General features: G+C 64.7%; 16 protein-coding genes. 5 read left to right on the forward strand and 11 right to left on the reverse strand.

Annotation, left to right across the window (positions count from 1 at the left end; genetic code table 11):
- Positions 1-16: 16 nt before the first annotated feature.
- The 10 genes from doeB to EN804_RS22180 form a co-directional block, all read right to left on the reverse strand.
- Positions 17-1,018, reverse strand: a complete 1,002-nt coding sequence (gene doeB / locus EN804_RS22135; protein WP_135921379.1) for a N(2)-acetyl-L-2,4-diaminobutanoate deacetylase DoeB — start codon at positions 1,016-1,018, stop codon at positions 17-19.
- Between the two features lie 5 nt (positions 1,019-1,023).
- Positions 1,024-2,202: an ectoine hydrolase DoeA gene (gene doeA, locus EN804_RS22140; RefSeq protein ID WP_127275879.1), complete on the reverse strand. Its 1,179-nt coding sequence runs from the start codon at positions 2,200-2,202 to the stop codon at positions 1,024-1,026.
- A gap of 138 nt (positions 2,203-2,340) precedes the next feature.
- Positions 2,341-3,333 carry an ectoine utilization protein EutC gene (gene eutC / locus EN804_RS22145; RefSeq protein ID WP_135921380.1) on the reverse strand — a complete coding sequence of 331 codons (993 nt, stop codon included), beginning with the start codon at positions 3,331-3,333 and terminating at the stop codon, positions 2,341-2,343.
- On the reverse strand, positions 3,330-4,322 hold the full coding sequence (gene eutB / locus EN804_RS22150) for a hydroxyectoine utilization dehydratase EutB (protein WP_135921381.1): 993 nt from the start codon (positions 4,320-4,322) through the stop codon (positions 3,330-3,332). The genes eutC and eutB overlap by 4 nt, the downstream gene beginning before the upstream one ends.
- Before the next feature lie 5 nt (positions 4,323-4,327).
- The gene (eutA, locus tag EN804_RS22155; RefSeq protein WP_135921382.1) at positions 4,328-5,107 is read right to left on the reverse strand and encodes an ectoine utilization protein EutA; all 780 of its coding nucleotides are present in this window, start codon (positions 5,105-5,107) and stop codon (positions 4,328-4,330) included.
- Between the two features lie 3 nt (positions 5,108-5,110).
- Complete coding sequence (gene ehuD, locus EN804_RS22160; RefSeq protein WP_127870505.1) at positions 5,111-5,770, reverse strand: ectoine/hydroxyectoine ABC transporter permease subunit EhuD; 660 nt, start codon at positions 5,768-5,770, stop codon at positions 5,111-5,113.
- 34 nt (positions 5,771-5,804) lie between these two features.
- Positions 5,805-6,464, reverse strand: a complete 660-nt coding sequence (ehuC, locus tag EN804_RS22165; RefSeq protein WP_127275884.1) for an ectoine/hydroxyectoine ABC transporter permease subunit EhuC — start codon at positions 6,462-6,464, stop codon at positions 5,805-5,807.
- A 166-nt stretch (positions 6,465-6,630) separates the two neighbouring features.
- Positions 6,631-7,482, reverse strand: a complete 852-nt coding sequence (ehuB, locus tag EN804_RS22170; RefSeq protein WP_135921383.1) for an ectoine/hydroxyectoine ABC transporter substrate-binding protein EhuB — start codon at positions 7,480-7,482, stop codon at positions 6,631-6,633.
- 71 nt (positions 7,483-7,553) lie between these two features.
- Positions 7,554-8,345, reverse strand: coding sequence for an ectoine/hydroxyectoine ABC transporter ATP-binding protein EhuA (ehuA, locus tag EN804_RS22175; RefSeq protein ID WP_127279510.1), 792 nt, complete (start codon positions 8,343-8,345; stop codon positions 7,554-7,556).
- A gap of 181 nt (positions 8,346-8,526) precedes the next feature.
- Complete coding sequence (locus EN804_RS22180) at positions 8,527-9,912, reverse strand: PLP-dependent aminotransferase family protein (RefSeq protein ID WP_127870502.1); 1,386 nt, start codon at positions 9,910-9,912, stop codon at positions 8,527-8,529.
- An 83-nt stretch (positions 9,913-9,995) separates the two neighbouring features.
- Between EN804_RS22180 and EN804_RS22185 the strand changes: the two genes are divergently transcribed.
- The 5 genes from EN804_RS22185 (at position 9,996) to hutH (ending at position 16,279) form a co-directional block, all read left to right on the forward strand.
- Complete coding sequence (locus EN804_RS22185; RefSeq protein WP_127870501.1) at positions 9,996-10,487, forward strand: Lrp/AsnC family transcriptional regulator; 492 nt, start codon at positions 9,996-9,998, stop codon at positions 10,485-10,487.
- A 130-nt stretch (positions 10,488-10,617) separates the two neighbouring features.
- Entirely contained in the window at positions 10,618-12,111 is a 1,494-nt protein-coding gene (locus EN804_RS22190) for an NAD-dependent succinate-semialdehyde dehydrogenase (RefSeq protein ID WP_135921384.1), read from the forward strand.
- A gap of 36 nt (positions 12,112-12,147) precedes the next feature.
- A complete protein-coding gene (locus EN804_RS22195) occupies positions 12,148-13,527 on the forward strand; it encodes an aspartate aminotransferase family protein (RefSeq protein WP_135921385.1) in 1,380 nt (459 codons plus the stop codon).
- A 9-nt stretch (positions 13,528-13,536) separates the two neighbouring features.
- Positions 13,537-14,640: an alcohol dehydrogenase family protein gene (locus tag EN804_RS22200; protein ID WP_135921386.1), complete on the forward strand. Its 1,104-nt coding sequence runs from the start codon at positions 13,537-13,539 to the stop codon at positions 14,638-14,640.
- A gap of 142 nt (positions 14,641-14,782) precedes the next feature.
- Entirely contained in the window at positions 14,783-16,279 is a 1,497-nt protein-coding gene (gene hutH, locus EN804_RS22205) for a histidine ammonia-lyase (protein ID WP_135921387.1), read from the forward strand.
- Between the two features lie 10 nt (positions 16,280-16,289).
- Here hutH and EN804_RS22210 read toward each other — a convergent pair whose 3' ends face one another.
- On the reverse strand, positions 16,290-17,732 hold the full coding sequence (locus tag EN804_RS22210) for a 2-hydroxyacid dehydrogenase (RefSeq protein WP_135921388.1): 1,443 nt from the start codon (positions 17,730-17,732) through the stop codon (positions 16,290-16,292).
- Between the last annotated feature and the right edge of the window lie 282 nt (positions 17,733-18,014).

Below are 18,014 nucleotides of genomic sequence, written 5' to 3' on the forward strand. Positions count from 1 at the left end.
GGAGAAATCACGTCAGTCAATCGACCTTCACGGCGACCACCGCGGCGCAGTCGCCGGCCTTGACCAGTCCGGGGAAATGCCGTGCCGCCAGCATGCCCGACATTTTCGCCCGGATCTCCCGCGGAGCAACGCCGGTGCGGCCGGTGGAATGGATGCGGGCCAGTACCGCGCCTTCTTCGACGGGCTCACCAAGATCGACCATGGTTTCGATCATGCCGTCGTCCTCGGCAAAGCAGAAGCAATCTCCCGAGGGCATGTCCAGCCACTGGGTTTTGCGCGTCTCGACCGCCCCGGCGACGATACCGGCGTGACGCAACACGTTGAGGATGCCGCGCCGGGCGATCCGCACCGTTTCGGCTCGCGATGTGCCGCCGCCGCCGAGCTCGGTGGTAACGAAGACCTTGCCCATCTCTTCGGCCGCCGTGTCATACATGCCGATCGCATCGATCTCGGTCATGCGCATCGAGAACGGCGCTGAGAATGCCGCCACCGCCGCAAAGGCTTTCTGCTCCTGTGCCTTGTCGGGCAAGGTGTGAGCAGCGCAAAACGGCACGAAATCCAGCGTCCTGCCACCGGAATGGAAGTCGAAGACGATGTCGGCGCGGGGAAGCAACTCGCGTTGGAAATAATCGGCGATCTTCTGCGTGACCGTACCGTCCGGCCGGCCGGGAAAGCTGCGGTTCATGTTGCCCTTGTCGATCGGCGAGGTGCGCGTGCCGGCCCGAAAAGCCGGATAGTTCATCGCCGGCACGATGATCACCGTGCCGCTGACCTGGCTGGGATCGAGCGTTCGGGCGAGTTCGTAGAGCGCCAGCGGCCCCTCATACTCGTCACCATGGTTGCCGCCGGTCAGCAGTGCCGCCGGCCCCTTGCCGTTGCGGATGACGCAGATCGGGATCATCACCGAGCCCCAGGCCGAGTCGTCGCGGCTATAGGGCAAGCGCAGGAAACCATGCTGGACGCCGTCGCGATCGAAATCGACGGTCGGCGCGATCGGCGACGGGCGATGACTGGACATCGGGCTCAATCCTTCACCACCAGCTTGCGCGGCACATTGGCCAGGCACTCCACACCGGTTTCGGTGATCAGGATGGACTCGGTGATCTCCAGCCCCATTGTCTCCAGCCAAAGGCCGGTCATGAAATGGAAGGTCATGCCGGGCTTGAGCTCGGTGCGGTCGCCGGGACGCAGGCTCATGGTGCGTTCGCCCCAGTCCGGCGGATAGGAAATACCGATCGGATAGCCGGTGCGGTTGTCCTTGACGATGCCGTATTTCTTCAGGACGGCAAAGAAGGCGTTGGCGATGTCCTCGCATGTGTTGCCCGGCCTGGCGGCGGCAAGACCTGCTTCCATGCCTTCCAGCGTCGCCTTCTCGGCATCGAGGAATTCCTGCGTCGGTTTGCCGAGGAAGACGGTGCGCGACAGCGGGCAGTGGTACCTGTTGTAGCAGCCGGCGATCTCGAAGAAGGTGCCCTCGCCCCGCTTCATCGGCTTGTCGTCCCAGGTCAGGTGCGGCGCCGAGGCGTCCGCGCCTGACGGCAGCAGTGGCACGATCGCGGGGTAGTCGCCGCCGATGCCGTCGACGCCGCGGGTGCCGGCATCGTAGATCTCGGCGACCAGATCGCATTTGCGCATGCCGACCTCGATCTTGTCGAAGATGCGCTGGTGCATCGCCTCGACGATGCGGGCGGCCTTGCGCATATAGTCGATCTCGGTCGGGCTCTTCACCGCGCGCTGCCAGTTGACCAGCGCGGTGGCGTCGACGAAGCGGGCGTTGGGCAGATGCTTCTGCAAAGAGGCGAAGGCGGCGGCGGAGAACCAGTAATTGTCCATCTCGACACCGACGACAAGCTTGCCCCAGCCGCGATCGCTTAGCACGCTGGACAGGAAGTCCATCGGGTGGCGTTCTGTCGACTGCACATAGTGGTCGGCATAGCCGACGATGTTGTCATGCGCGAGATAAGCAGTGCGCTTGGCGCCGTTGGCGTCCTGGCCACGGCCATACCAGACCGGCTCGCCCGACGGCGGCACGATGACCGCCTGATGCACATAGAAGGACCAGCCGTCATATCCAGTCAGCCAGGCCATGTTGGATGGATCGCTGATAACAAGGAGATCGACGCCTTTGGCTTCCATCGCCTTGCGCGTCTTGGCGAGGCGATCCGCGTATTCGCTTCGCGAGAATTTCAGGTTCGGCTGCATTTTTTGTTGGTCCTCGTTTGTTGGGCCTGGAGCCCGCTTCAACTTCGTTGAATCTGTCTCCAGGTATTGTTTTGTCGGAGCACGATCTGGTCGGAAAACCGGTTGCCACTTTTCCAGATCATGCTCCCGCGGCCAGGATCAGCTTTCGAAAATGGTTCCGGCATTGGCCGCCAGCGCGCGGTCGCGGGCGAGCGTGGCGATCGCAGTGTCCTGCACGCCGGTGCCGGTCAGGTCAGCGATGGTGATGTCGCTGGCCGAGCGCCTACCGTGTTTTTCGCCGGCGATGATCTGGCCAAGTTCGGTGACCTCGGCACCGGCTGCCATCACGCCGGCGGCGATGGCATGGTGCAGTTCGCCCAGCCGCTGCGTCTGCTTCGCGCTGTCGGCGACGTACAGATCGGCCATGCGCAGGATCGCCGGCGCGATCTCGTTCTTGTGCTCGGCGTCGGACCCCATGGCGGTGATGTGCTGGCCGGCCGAGACAAACCCGGCCTTGATCAGCGGCTCGGTCGACGGCGTGGTGGTGACGATGATGTCGGCGCCGGCGACAGCGTTGGCTGCGTCTGATACAGCGCCCACGTCGATGCTGAGCCTTTCGCGCAAGGCGGCCGCGGCCGTCTCTGCCTTGGCGGCATCGCGCGCCCAGATGCGGGCCCGCGTGATCGGCCGCACCAGCATCAGGGCTTGGAGCTGTAGCCCGGCCTGGACGCCGGCGCCGAAGATCGCGGCGACGGACGAGTCCTCTCGCGACAGGTGTTTGGCCGCGACGGCGCCGGCGGCGGCGGTGCGGACGTCGGTGAGATAGCCATTGTCGAGCAGCAAGGCGTCGACCACACCGGTCTTTGCCGAAAGCAGCACCATCATGCCGTTGACGCTGGGCAGGCCGAGCTTGGGATTGTCGAAGAAGCCGGGGCTGATCTTGATGGCGAAGCCGTCGATACCAGGCACATAGGCGGTCTTCACATCGACCTCGCCGCGATGCTGCGGAATGTCGAGCCGCAGGATCGGCGGCATCGCCACCGGCAATGTTGCCAGCGCGCGGAAAGCATTCTCGACGCAAGCGACGGCGTCGAGATCGAGCGTCACGATCGTGCGCAGTTCAGCTTCGGTGAGGATGGTCATCCTGCTCATGCGGCGCGCTCCGAAATCGATGGCATTTCCCCGCAGACGATCTTCCTGTGCAGTTCCATGTCGATGTTGCGGCCGGAAAGCAGAACCACCACCGGCCCCTCCGCCCTGACCTTGCCGGCGAGCAGTGCTGCGATGCCTACCGCACCTGCTCCTTCGACGATCTCGCGTTCCAGTTCATAGGCATGGCGAATGCCGGCGGCGATTTCGTCCTCACTGAGCAGGACGACATCGTCGAGCAGGTCTCGGCTCATGGCGAAGGTCAGCCGGTTGTCGAGGCCGATGCCCCCGCCGAGCGAATCCGCCAGCGTCGGCAGTTCCTCCACCAAGACGGGACGGCCCGCATCGAGGCTGGCCTTCATCGCGGCGCCGCGCGCCATCGACACGCCGATTATCTTTGTGCCGGGGCTAACGCCTTTGATTGCGGCCGCTACACCCGAGGCCAGCCCACCTCCGGAGAGTTGCACCAGCACCAGAGCGGCATCCGGGACCTGCTCGATCATCTCCAACCCGAGCGTGCCTTGCCCGGCGATGATCGCGGGATGGTCGAAGGGCGGCAGCATGACAAGCCCCTCCTCCGTCACCAGCCGCTCGACCTCCTGCTGGGCATCGTCCTGGCTGTTGCCGACAATACGGACTTCCGCGCCGAGGCGGCGGATTTCGTCCAGCTTATTCTTGGGTACCAGCCGAGACATGCAGATCACCGCGCGCATGCCCTCGAGCTTCGCCGCGTGGGCGAGCGCGCGGCCATGATTGCCGGTCGATGCCGCGACGACGCCGCGCGCCTTCTCCTCGGCATCGAGCGATGCAACGGCGTTGGATGCACCGCGCAATTTGAAGCTGCCGGTGGTCTGGCGATGCTCGAGCTTGAGATGAACCGGCACGCCCAGCCGTTCGGAAAGACTCGCCGAAAGCACGATCGATGTGCGCTCGACCTTGCCGGCAATTCGCTCGCGCGCGGCACGGATATCGCCAAGGGTCACTGTCGCCATGGTCGTCAGCCGCACGGCAAGGGCAGCGTCATCAGACTGCCGAATTCGGGATGGGCCGTCTCATCGCTGCAAAGGCGCAGACAGTACCAGGCGGTCGCCTGGTTGCTGGTCACCACCGGGCGGCCGATCGCCTGTTCCATGCCGGTGACCGCGAGCGCAGCGCGCAGCGCCGTGCAGGACACGAACAGCGCATCGGCCTGCGGATGCATTGCCTGGCGTGCGAGGTCGACAAGCGCTGCCGGGGCAATGCGCGCCATCTCGCGGTCATCCTCGAAGCCGAGACAGGTAAAGCCTAGGATGTCGAAGCCGCGTTCGGCGAAATAGGTCGCCATCGGCCTGGCGGTTTCCATGGTGTAGGGCGTGAGGATGCTGATCCGGCGCACGCCGAACGCGTTCAGCCCGCGCACGCCGGCCATTGTTGGCGTGACGACGGGCACGCCTGGCTTGGCGGCCTGGATCGCCGTCTCGATCTCGGCATCGCCAATCACCACCGAGGCCGACGTGCAGGAATAGCAGACGGCGTCGAGCGGCTCGTCAGGCAGGATCAAGGCCGCGCCCGCCGTCAGCGCCGGCTGCATCTTGCGCAAGTTCTCAGGCGTCGTCGGATTGGCATAGGGGATGCGCGCGACATAGACGCCGATCCGTTCGCTCGCCACCATGCGGCGAAAATCCGGCTCGGTCGTATGGTCGGTGGCCAGGATGATGAGGCCAACGCGCCGCTCCAGCGGACGCTCATCGAGCGCTGGCCGGTTGGGCACAAGCTTGATCTGGGGCAAAGGCTTCATCCGTTATCTTTCGATCTTGCCGTAGCGGCGTTCCAGCCAGCGCAGCAGCACGACCGAAATCAGGCTGATGGCAAGGAAGAAGGCGCCGACCAGCGTGATCGGCTCGAGGTAGCGATAATAGGTGTTGGCGACGCTTTTTGCCTGGTTCATCAGTTCCAGCACGGTGATCGCCGAGAGCAGCGGCGTCTCCTTGAACATGGCGATGAAGTAGTTGGCCAATGCCGGGATCATCGGCGGAATGGCCTGTGGGATGATGATGTGGGACCAGGTCTGCCGGGCGCTGAGATTGCACGCCTTGGCGGCCTCCCACTGGCCACGCGGCACATTGTCGATGCCGGCGCGGTAGACCTCCGCCGTGTAGGTGCCGTAGTGCAGCCCGAGCCCGATGACGCCGGCGACCAGCGGCGGCAGCAGGATGCCGATGTCGGGCAGCACATAGAAGATGAAATAGAGCTGCACCAGGAGCGGTGTGCCGCGGATGAATTCGGCTACCCAGCCGACAGTGCGAGACACCGCCTTGTTGGGCGAGCGGCGCGCCAGCGCGATGCCCAACCCGACGATCGCCGCCAGCACCGAACCGAGCAGCGTCGCCAGGATGGTGATCTTCACCCCCTGGATCAACGTCGGCAGGATCTGCCGGACAAAATCCCAATCCCAATCCATCAGCGGACCCAATTCATCAGGAATGCGCCGGCCATCAGACGCGCACTCCGTCGAGGCCGCGCGCCATGCGGCGTTCCAGCGAGCGCACCCCCCACGAGATGAGCAGCGCCAGGATGAAATAGATGACGAGAATGGTGGTGAACGGCACCATGGTGTTGCCGGTCTGGGCGCGCACCACCTGCGCCTGGAAGGTCAGGTCGGCGAGCGAGATCAGCGAGACGACCGATGTCGCCTTGAGCAGCTCGATCGCATTGTTGCCGAAGGTCGGCAGCATCACCAGAAACGCTTGCGGCAGGATGACATGGCGCATGCCTTGCCAGCGGCCCAGATTGAGCGCGATGCAGGCCTCATGCTGTTCGCGGCCGATCGATTGCACGGCGCCGCGCACCACCTCCGCGGCATAGGCGCCGACATTCAAGCCCAGCGCCAAGACGCCGGCCTGCAGCGGGGTCAGTTCGAAACCCACCAAGGGCAACACGAAATAGGCGAAGAACAGCTGCACGAAGATCGAGGTGCCACGGAAGAATTCGATATAGGCCGTTGCCAGGGCCCGCAGCACGAAGAAGCGCGATAGGCGCCCCATGCCAGCGAGAAAGGCCATGATCAGGGCAAGCACCGACCCCATCAGCGTCAGCTCGATGGTGACAAGCGCTCCCTGCAATATCAGGCCGAAATAGCCGGACCACTGGGTCATCTGGGTTCCAACGTTGGCGGTTAGCTTCCTTCTCCCCGTTCAACGGGGAGAAGATGCCGGCAGGCAGATGAGGGGCAGTGCCAGCGTAAGCAAAGCTTGTGCTGCCCCTCATCCGGCCCTTCGGGCCACCTTCTCCCCGTTCACGGGGAGAAGGAAAAAGGAAGCGCTACTTCGCGGCGCAGAGCTTGTCGCGCGTGGTCGACATCGCCGCCGCCGCGGAGAAACCGTAGGGCTCGATGATCTTGGCGAACTCGCCCGACTTCTTCATCTTGGCGAGTTCGACGTCGAAGGCGTCGCGCATCGCCTCGTCGCCCTTCTTGAAGGCGGCGCCGTCGCAATAGACCGGCGCACCCTGCACCGGGGCGATGACTTCGAGGTTCGGATCGGCGGCCTTCTTCATCAGATCATTGATCGAGAGCACGGGCAGCGAATAGGCGTCGATGCGGCCGTCCTGCACCATCTTCAGGCCGCTCTGGCCGTCCGGCACGACGATGACACGTTCACGCGGCACGCCGGCGTTGAGCGCCAGCTTCTCCTCGGTGCCGCCGCCCGGCGCGCCTATGGTGGCGGACGTGTCCTTGGCGACATCCTCGTAGCTCTTGAAGCCTTTCGGATTGCCCTTCTTCACCAGCATCGCCTCGGCGTCGCACAGGACCGGTTCGGAATAGGCGACCGCAGCGCAACGCTCCGGCTTCATGAACAGGCCGGCGGTGACGACGTCGAAGCGGCCGGCCTGCAGGCCGGGGATCATCGCGCCATATTCCGAGATCGAGGCGACGACGTCGGCGACGCCAAGCCGCTTGAAGATCTCGCGCGCCACGTCGGGCGCGGCACCCGAAACCTTGCCGTCGGCGGCGACCGCCGTATAGGGCGGCTCATTGGCGATGGCCAGGCGAGCGAAGCCCTGCGACTTCAGCTGCTCGAGCTTGCTGTCGTCGGCCGAACCCGGGATCGAGGCGGCCAGCATGGCCGAAAGTGCGAGACCGGCGACGCCGGCCAGAATGCCAAGTTTCTTCATTGTTCCCAACTCCTTTGTTCTTGTCTTGGTTTGCGTGATTTCAGGACGGCATTGCCGCCTTCGGCATGCGGTCAGACACGGTGTCCGGCCGCGATGATCTTCTTCAGGAACCCTTGCGTGCGTTCCTGCTTGGGATTGCGGAAAATCTCGTCGGGCTTGCCTTCCTCGACTATTCGGCCGCGATCGAAGAACAGCACCCGGTCGGCGAAGTCGTGGGCGAAACCCATCTCGTGCGTGACCAGCAGCATGGTCATGTCGGTCTCGGCGCAGAGCCGCCACAAGACGTTAAGCACTTCCTCGACCAGTTCCGGGTCGAGCGCCGATGTCACCTCGTCGAACAGCATGATCTTCGGCTGCAAAGCGAGCGCGCGGGCGATCGCCACGCGCTGTTTCTGGCCGCCGGACAATTGGGCCGGCATCGCCTTGGCCTTGTCGGCCATGCCGACCATGTCGAGCAGTTCCATCGCGCGTTTTTCGGCGGCGGCGCGCGGTGTGCCCTTGGTCAGCATCGGGGCCAGCGTCACATTGTCGATGACGCTCTTGTGCGGAAACAGGTTGAACAGCTGGAAGACCATGCCGGTCTTCTGGCGCATTTTTGCCAGATGCCGCTCGTCGGCCGGCAGCAGCTGGCCGTTGCGCTCCATGTGGTAGAGCTGCTCGCCGTCGATCTGGATGTGGCCGCCGTCGATGCGCTCCAGCGTCATCAGGATGCGCAGGATCGTGGTCTTGCCCGAGCCAGAGGGGCCGATCAGCGCCAGCTTCTCGCGCGGCATGACCTGCATGGACAAGCCGTCCAGCACCTTGAAGGCGCCGAAGCTCTTCGAGATGGCGTCGACCTTGATGATGGGCGCGGTTGCGGACAAATGAATTTCCCCGTGCTGGAGAAGCCTGTGCCCTTAACGATGGGGAACACGCCAAATCATGTCAATTGGTAAAATAATATCATGACAATTATTCTGATTGCGCACATTTTCCGGTCAATCGCAGCTGGCTTTTTGGGCATGCCGTTGCCCCAGAACCACCTGGCGATAGTGGGTGGCGCGTTCAGATTGCGAGCAGCAGATGCTCCGGATCGCCAAGCAAGAGCTTGGTGACAACGCCGAGACCGGCGCGCAGTTCCCCCTCGGTGGTCGAACCCAGCGAGATGCGCACTGCCGGATGCCAGGGCGCATCCGATATGCGGAACGAGGTGCCCGGGGCTATGGCCACGCCTTGCAACCGAGCCTGGGCGACAAAGCTCTCCTCGGAACGGTCGGCCGGCAGTTGCAGCCAGATATGCAATCCGTCGCGACGGGCACGGTAGTCGACGCCGGCCAGTACCTCGCCAGCGATATCCTGCCGGCGACGCAACGCCGCGCGCTGCCAGCGCACCAGCTCCATCGCGGTGCCGTCGGTTACCCATTTGGTGGCGATCTCGGCCACCATTGGTGTCGCCATCCAGTTCGAGACGAGATGCCGGTTGGCGACGGCCGCAACGTAACGGTCGGGCGCGGCGAGATAACCTATGCGCAGGCCGGGCACGGTGATCTTGGTGAAGGAGGTGACGTAGAGCGTCCGCTCCGGCGCGAAAGCAGCGACCGGCGGCGGTCGATCCTCGACCAGGGGACCGAGCACATCGTTCTCGATGATGGCGATGTCATGCTTGCGCGCCACCGCCGCGATCTGCTCACGGCGCGCCCCATCCATGAGCGTTGCCGTGGGATTGATCACCGAAGGCTGCACGAATACGGCGCGGATATCGGACAGCCGGCAGGCCTCGTCCAGCGCTTCCGGAATCAGGCCGTTTTCGTCGATCGGCAGGCCTTCGAGGTTGAAACCGAGATAGCGGGCGAGCGGCACCAGCGTGTGATGGCCTATCGCCTCGGTGGCAACGGTGGAGCCCGGTGGCGCGACGCTCATCAGCGCCACCGTCATGCCGGCGGTGGCGCCATTGGTCAGGCTGATGTTCTGCGCGGAGGCTTCGAGGCCGCACAGTTTCAGCCATTCGACCGCCACGGCGCGGTGGCGCGGGAACACCATGTTTGGCCGGAACGACAGTGCCGAACTCGACGGCAGGTTTTCGGCAAGCCAGCCCAGCGCCTGCTTCATCCGCTCCAGGTGCATCGGCTCGCAGACCGGTTTCAGGATCGAGAGGTCGATGACCTCACCGAGGCGCTCGGGCAGATAGGGCGGGTCCGGCTCGCGGCGCTGTGTCTGGACGAAGCTGCCGCGCCCGATCTCGCCCGAAATCAGGCCGCGGCGGATCAATTCCTCATAGGCCCGGCTGACCGTCTGCACCGAGAGCTTGAGATCGTCCGCCAGCCGGCGATGCGTCGGCAGCCTCGCGCCATTGGCCAGGCGTCCGTCATGGATGGCGCGCGCGAACTGGTCGGCCAATGATTGATAGGCTGGCCGGCGGATAAGCGCGGGATCGGGTTGCCACAATGTCATGACTTATTAGAGATCGAAATCAGTGCAATTGACAATCGAAATAATGCGCCCTCATGGTAGGATGGACGAAAAAGTGGGCGCTGATGACTGCTGCGAAACTCGACCCGATCGATCTCAAAATCCTCGACGCCATCCAGCGTGACGGACGCATCACCAAGCTGGCGCTGGCCGAGCAGGTCGGGCTGTCGCCGACGCCATGCTGGATGCGGCTGCGCAAGCTGGAAAAAGCCGGCATCGTCTCGGGCTATCACGCCCGCATCGCCATGCGCGTCGTGGCGCCTGTCGCCACAGTGCTGATGGAGGTGACGCTGGCCAGCCACCGTCAGGCCGATTTCGACCGCTTCGAGCGCGTCATCCGCGATATCCCCGAGATCGTCGCCTGCTGGTCGGTGGGTGGCGGCGTTGACTATGTGCTGAAGGTGATGGCGCGCGACATCGACGCCTATCAGCGGCTGGTCGACGGCTTGCTCGATCGCGAGATCGGCATCGACCGCTACTTCACCTACATCGTCATCAAGACGGTGAAGGATGATATCGCGCTGCCCATTGCGGACCTGTTGCCGGCATCGGCATAGCGCCGGAGAAACGGGCTGCCCTCACGGCGCAATAGAGAGATTCTCTCTCTGATCAGGCGCCCAAACAGCCTCTCTGTCTGCCGGTGAAGGATAGTCTTCCCGCATCAGACCGAACCGGGAGGCTTCGACCATGTCCGCGCATTTCGCCCGCTCGCATCGCCACGAAGCGCTCGACCGGCTCGCCGACCGCCGGCTGCTGCGCGAACTCGCTTACGTCGACGGCCATTGGACGGCGAGCGATGCGGCCGAGAGTTTCGAGGTCACCGATCCGGCGACCGGCACCACCGTCGCCTTCGTCGCAGCACTCGACAGCCGACAGACGACAAAGGCCATCGACGCCGCGGCGCGCGCCTTTCCGGCCTGGCGGACGCTGTTGCCGCAGGAGCGCTCGAAAATCCTGCGAAAATGGTTCGAGCTGATCATCGCCGCCAAGGCTGATCTGGCTCTGCTGATGACGCTTGAGCAGGGCAAGCCGCTCAAAGAGTCGCTCGGCGAAATCGACTACGCCGCCTCCTTCATCGAATGGTATGCCGAGGAAGCGAAGCGCCTCAACGCCGAGAGCGTCACCGGCCATCTGCCGAACGCGGAAATGATGGTGCGGCGCGAACCGCTCGGTGTCGTTGGCGTGGTCACGCCGTGGAATTTTCCGTCGGCCATGTTGACCCGCAAGGCGGCGGCGGCGCTTGCCGCCGGCTGCACCATCGTCGCGCATCCCTCCTCGGAGACGCCACTTTCGGCGCTGGCGCTGGCCGAACTCGGCGAGCGCGCCGGGTTGCCGGCCGGCGTCTTCAACATCGTCACAGGCAAGGCCGCGACGATCGTTGGACGCATGTGCGAAGATCCGCGCGTGCGGGCCATGAGTTTTACGGGCTCGACCGAGATCGGCCGGCTGATCGCCGCGCAAAGTGCGCCGACGATGAAGCGGCTGGTCATGGAACTCGGCGGCCACGCGCCGCTGATCGTCTTTGCCGATGCCGATATCGACAAGGCGGTGACCATTGCTGTCGACGCCAAATTCGCCACATCAGGCCAGGATTGCCTCGCCGCCAACCGAATCTATGTCCAGCGTCCGCTTTACGACCGCTTCTGCACCGCATTCGCCAAGCGCATTGACGCGCTGCGGACCGGCAGCGGCCTTGCCGAGGAAACCGACATCGGGCCGCTGATGCATGAACGTGCCGTCCAGAAGGTCGAGGAGCAGGTCGCGGATGCCCTCGCCCACGGCGCCCGCTGCCTTGCCGGCGGCAAGCGCCATCAGGCCGGGCCGCTGTTCTACCAGCCGACGCTGCTGGCCGATGTGCCCGACCAAGCGCTGATCATGCGCGAGGAGACCTTTGGTCCGGTCGCCGCCGTCACTTCCTTCGACGACGAGGACGAGGTGATCGCCCGTGCCAATGCCACCGAATATGGCCTCGTCGCCTATGTCGTGACCGAGAATGGCGCGCGTCAGCAGCGCATGGGTCGCGCGCTCGACTATGGCATGGTCGCCATCAACCGTGTGAAGATCACCGGCGCGCCGATCCCCTTCGGCGGCGTCAAGCAGTCCGGCATCGGCCGCGAAGGCTCGCGCCACGGCTTGGAGGCCTTCACCGATCTCAAATATCTATGCCTGGATGTGGCTTAAGCCGCGCCCGGTCTGTCCTTCAAGGAGTTAAAAAAGATGCTCGACCAGTCCAACGAACTCAACGCCTGGGATCGCGACCATTTCTTCCATCCGTCGACCCATATGGGCACGCACGCTCGCGGTGAATCGCCGACAAGGATCATGGCCGGCGGCGAAGGCGTCACCGTCTGGGACAACAACGGCAGGAAGAGCATCGATGCCTTCGCCGGCCTCTATTGCGTCAATGTCGGCTATGGCCGCCAGAAGATCGCTGATGCCATCGCCACGCAGGCGAAGAACCTCGCCTATTACCACGCCTATGTCGGGCACGGCACCGAGGCCTCGATCACATTGGCAAAGATGATCATCGACCGCGCGCCGAAGGGCATGTCGAGGGTCTATTTCGGCCTCTCCGGTTCGGATGCCAACGAAACCAACATCAAGCTGATCTGGTACTATAACAATGTGCTGGGCCGGCCGGAGAAGAAGAAGATCATCTCGCGCTGGCGCGGCTATCACGGCTCGGGGGTGATGACGGGCTCGCTGACGGGGCTGGACCTCTTCCACAACGCCTTCGACCTGCCGCGGGCGCCGATCCTGCATACCGAGGCGCCTTACTATTTCCGCCGCTCCGACCGCTCGATGAGCGAGGAGCAGTTCTCGCAGCATTGCGCCGACAAGCTGGAGGAGATGATCCTCGCCGAAGGTCCCGACACGGTTGCAGCCTTCATCGGCGAGCCGATCCTGGGTACCGGCGGCATCGTGCCGCCGCCGGCCGGTTACTGGGAAAAGATCCAGGCCGTGCTGAAGAAATACGATGTGCTGCTGGTCGCCGACGAGGTGGTGACGGGCTTCGGCCGGCTGGGCACGATGTTCGGCTCCGACCACTACGGCATCAAGCCCGACCTGATCACCATCGCCAAGGGCCTGACCTCGGCCTATGCGCCGCTGTCGGGCGTCATCGTCGCCGACAAGATGTGGCAGGTCCTGGTGCAGGGTTCGGACAAGCTCGGTTCGCTTGGCCATGGCTGGACCTATTCGGCGCATCCGATCTGCGTCGCAGCCGGCCTCGCCAATCTCGAACTGATCGATGAGATGGACCTGGTGCGGAATGCCGGCGAGACCGGCGCTTATTTCCGTGCCGAACTGGCCAAGGCCGTCGGCGGTCACAAACACGTCGGCGAGGTGCGCGGCGACGGCATGCTCGCGGCGGTGGAATTCGTCAGGGATCGCGACGACCGTGTCTTCTTCGATCCTTCGCTCAAGATCGGACCGCAGGTCGCAACGGCCCTTGCCGCCAGCGGCGTCATCGGCCGCGCCATGCCGCAGGGCGACATTCTCGGCTTCGCGCCGCCGCTGTGCCTGACCCGTGAGGAGGCCGACATCGTGGTGGCCAAGACCGCCGATGCCGTGAACAGCGTATTCGCCAATCTCTGAGACCGACCCATGAATGCCATGACCAAAACCCTCCCCGCCACCATGGCCGCCGTGCTGCTCACCGGGCATGGCGGACCTGAAAAACTCGTCTACCGCACCGATGTCAAAGTGCCTGCCCCCGCTTCAGGTGAAGTGCTCATAAGGGTCAGCGCTTGCGGGATGAACAACACCGATGTCTGGGTGCGCCAGGGCGCCTATGGTACCGAGGAGGATGCGGGCGCGGTGTCGACCTGGCGAAGGCAGGGCAATACGCTGACCTTCCCGCGCATCCAGGGCACCGACACTGTCGGCACCATCGCCGCCGTCGGCGAAGGTGTATCACCGGACCGTATCGGCGAACGGGTGATGGTCGATTTCTCCATCTACAACCGCGACGACGATTCACTCGCCGATATCGACTATATGGGCCACGGCCGCGATGGCGGTTACGCCGAGTATCAGGCCGTGCCGGCCGAGAATGCGCATGTCGTCGACACAACGCTGAGCGATGTCGAACTCGCCACTTTCTGCTGCGCCTACCTCACCGGCGAACAGATGCTGGAACGCGCCGGCCTGAGAGCCGGCGAGCGTGTGCTGGTCACCGGCGCCTCCGGCGGCGTCGGCTCCGGCATCGTGCAACTGGCCCGCGCACGCGGCGCCATTCCCTATGCCGTCGTCGGCAAGGGCAAGGAACAGGCCGTGCTCGGCATCGGTGCCGAGGCTGTCATCACCCGCGGCGTCGCCGACCTGCCGCAAGCCGTGGCCGAGGTGACCGGCGGCCAGCCGATCGACGTCGTGGCCGACCTGGTCGGCGGCGCGATCTTCAACGACCTGCTGCGTATCTTGAGGCCCGAGGGCCGCTACACCACCGCCGGCGCGATCGCCGGACCTGTGGTGCAGCTCGACCTGCGCACCATGTATCTGAAACAGCTGCAGCTGCATGGTTCGAGCCAGGGCACGCGTGCCGATTTCCGTCGCATCGTTCGCTACATCGAGGAAGGCAAGATCAGACCGTTGGTCGGTGGCGTCTACAAGCTCTCCGATTTCCACCACGCGCAGGCCGATTTCGTCGCAAAGGATTTTGTCGGCAAGCTGGTGGTGGTGCCGGACGCTGTCGCGGAGCGATCGGCGTAATCGCAAAATCCTGGTCCCTGCGCCTGCCTTCTCATCGCTGCCATAATGGGAATGGCTTGCAGTCCAGCCGGCATGCCGCCACAAATGGCGACGCCCGCCGCGCCGCTGGTCCGGGCCTCTGGTCAAAGGATACAGGCGAGACATGACAGCCCGAATGATACTGCTCGACGCCAAGCCGCTTGGCGCGGCCGACGTCGCCGAGATCTCGCGGCGCAACGCGCGGCTGATGCTGGGCGAGGAGGCGATGCGGCGCATCCGGGCGAGCCGCGCGCTGATCGAGCACCTCACCGGGCTCGGCAAGCCGATGTACGGCGTCACGACAGGCCTCGGCGCCTGTGTCGACACGCCGCTCGCGCAGGCCGATCTCATCGCCTTCCAGCACAGCGTGCCCCTCAGCCACAGCATGGGCATCGGCCCTGCCCTTCCGACCGAGGCGGTGCGCGCGCTGATGACCGCGCGCATCTCAGGCATGGCCGCCGGCGGCACCGGCACTTCCGAACGCGTGGTGATGGGCCTTGTGGCGGCGCTCAACGCCGGCGTCCATCCGGTGATCCCCACCTGGGGATCGATCGGCGCGGCGGACCTTGCCCATCTTGGCCACATGGCGCGAGCGCTGCGCGGCGACGGCGAGACGGAGTTCCAAGGCAGGATCATGCCGTCGGGCGAGGCGCTGGCGCTGGCCGGGCTCGAACCGCTTGACCTGCGCGAGAAGGACGGCCACGCCATCATCGTCGCCAACAGCCTGTCGACCGGCACGGCATGCCTGTGTCTCGAGGATGTCGCCCATCTCATCGATTGGGCGCTGGCCGCGGTGGCGCTCAACTATGAGGCGTTCCGTTCTTCGCTGACCGCGATCGACGAGGATGCCCTGGCCGCGCGGCCGGCCTTCGGCCAGCGCGAGATCGGCGCACGGCTGCGCGCGGAACTCGCCGGAAGCGGCCTGTGGAAGGACAGAGCGGCGCGGCGGCTTCAGGATCCGCTCAGCTATCGCTGTGTGCCGCAAGTCTGGGGCGGCCTGCTCAACGCGTTCGAACAGGCGAAGCTCGCGACGGAGATCGAACTCACCCATTCCGGCGACAACCCGGTGATCCTGCCCGAAGACGAACGCGTCGTCTCGAACGGCAATTTCGACCTCACTGCCATGACGCTGGCCTGGGAACAGCTCGGCCAGGCGCTCGCGCATTGCGCGGTGGGCACCGCCAACCGCTGCATGAAGCTGATGTCGCCGACAATTGCCGAGCTGCCGCGCTTCCTGTCGGCCAGGGGCGGCAGCCGCCAGGGCTACGCGGAACTGCAGAAGCCGCTGGCCGCGCTGGAAGCCGAGATTCGGCATCTGGCCAATCCGATGTCACTCAGCCCGCTGGCCGTTTCGGATGGGATCGAGGACCAGTCGTCGATGGCGCCGCGCGTGGTGGCCAAGACCGCCGAGATTGTCGAACGCCTGCGCTATCTCGTTGCGATGGAACTGATCTTCGCGGCCACGGGCGTGGAGTTGCGCGGCGTCGTCGACAGCATGGGCGAAGGACCCCAGCGCACCTTTGCTGCGGTGCGTGCGCTCGTCAGCCCGCTCGACGACGATCGTGAGATGAGCGCCGACATGACGCGGGTCGCCCGTATGGTGGCCGGTCCCCGGGACTGAGAACTCCGGACTATTTCTGAAAAGGTCCCCTGAGATTGAGGTTATCGGCCAGAAGGCAGAAGCGGTCGATCAACCGGACAAGCTCGTCGCCCTGTTCGACGACAATCGCGCCTCGCTCGGCAGGCGGGGTATCGGAGAGAGCCTTCCACAGACGGCCTTGCCGATCGCAGAGATCCGCCAATTCGGCGCAGTCGCTGGAGGTCAGTTTCAAAAGGTGGTCCGCCGTCACAGGTCCAATGCCTGGAGGCGTGGTGGCGCCAAGGGAAAGGTAGCCTTGCGGCATTGTGCCTTTCGCATTCGTTACCGATTTGCGGCAGATGACGTCGAATATCTGGTCGACAGCCTGCTTGGCGCCTGCGACGCGCGACGGGTGGTCCGTATCGGCGGCAGCGTGCGGCAGGAGCTCAAGCCTGGCGCCATGCTTCTCGGCGAGGCCGAGATAAGGCAGCATCGGCCCGGACAGGCGGCCGGTCGAGGCATCCCTGAACAGGTCGGCATCGATGGCGGCGTGGCGTAGCCGGCCTGTATTCAGAGCTTCATCAAGAGCCCCGACATCGACAAGCTCGCCGCGATCGTAGTTGACCAGCACCGCGCCCTTGTTCATGCGGGACAAGACGTCCGCGCCAATGAGCCCGGCATTGGCGTAGCGCCCGGTCTGCGCATCCTGCTTGCCCAGGCCAACGTGAACGCTGAGCACATCGGCGCCTCCGGCCGCCTCTACAAGGTCCGCGGCAAAGGCAAAGCCCTCGGCTTCTATCCAGTCGCGGTGCCGTGGCCGCGCGTGGATCACCACGCGCATGCCGAAGGCGCGGGCAAGCTTGGCCACCTCGCGGCCGATATTGCCGTAGCCGATGATCGTGATGGTCTTGCCTTCGAGCTTTTCGGTGGGGAAATCGCGCAGGTCCCTGCCGGTGTCGAAAGCACCACGCGCCACACGGCCGTGAAGCGTGTCGACTGGGAGATCCGGCAGCACTTTCAGGATCGCCTTCATCACCATCTGCGCCGTGGCGCGGCTGTTGATGCCCGGCGTGTTCATCAGCACCGCGGTGCCGCCCTCGCCACTGCCGCCACCCCAGGAGCGCGAGCCCATATTGCCGGTGCCGGCGCCGATCCGCACGCCGGCCAGCGGAAAGACGGTTTCGGCGGGCAGGAAGGTCGCGGCGGCTATGACGGCATCATAGCGTCCGTCGCCGGCGGCTTCGATCAGCTCTTCGCGAGTGCTGAGATCCGGCTGATAGAAGAAATGAACGCGCCCGCGTTCGAGAGCGGCCTTGTCGCCAAGTCCGGCCGCATGAAAGCGGCCGCCCTTGGCTTCGATATGGGCCCGCACCTCCGAAGGGTCCGGTTTTCCGTCAGCGTCGAAGCGCAGGCCGATCAGATCGCAGACCAGGACGGCGTAGGCGCGTTGCGGATCGATCGACTCAACGGCGTGTGTGTCTGTGGTCGCGGTCACGTCGTTCCCCTCATGCAGGACGGAAGGCCTGCTGGTAGAGCAGGCGCTGAACACTCCGACCCTATCCGCCCGGAACGGCGTGAGATCGATCACCGGCGGCAGACCAGCAGCGAGTTGCGACACGATCTTGCCGGTGACCGCGCCGCCGATCAGGCCCTGATGGCCATGGCCGAGAAGGCACGCGGTACCCCTTTCAGGTACAGTGCGATGTCGCCATTGGCCCCTTGTACGGGCAAGCCGGACGCGCGTAAAATCCAGCTATCTGATTGAGTCTGCTACATT

The organism is Mesorhizobium sp. M8A.F.Ca.ET.161.01.1.1 (genome assembly GCF_004792105.1).
Taxonomy (GTDB): Bacteria; Pseudomonadota; Alphaproteobacteria; order Rhizobiales; family Rhizobiaceae; genus Mesorhizobium.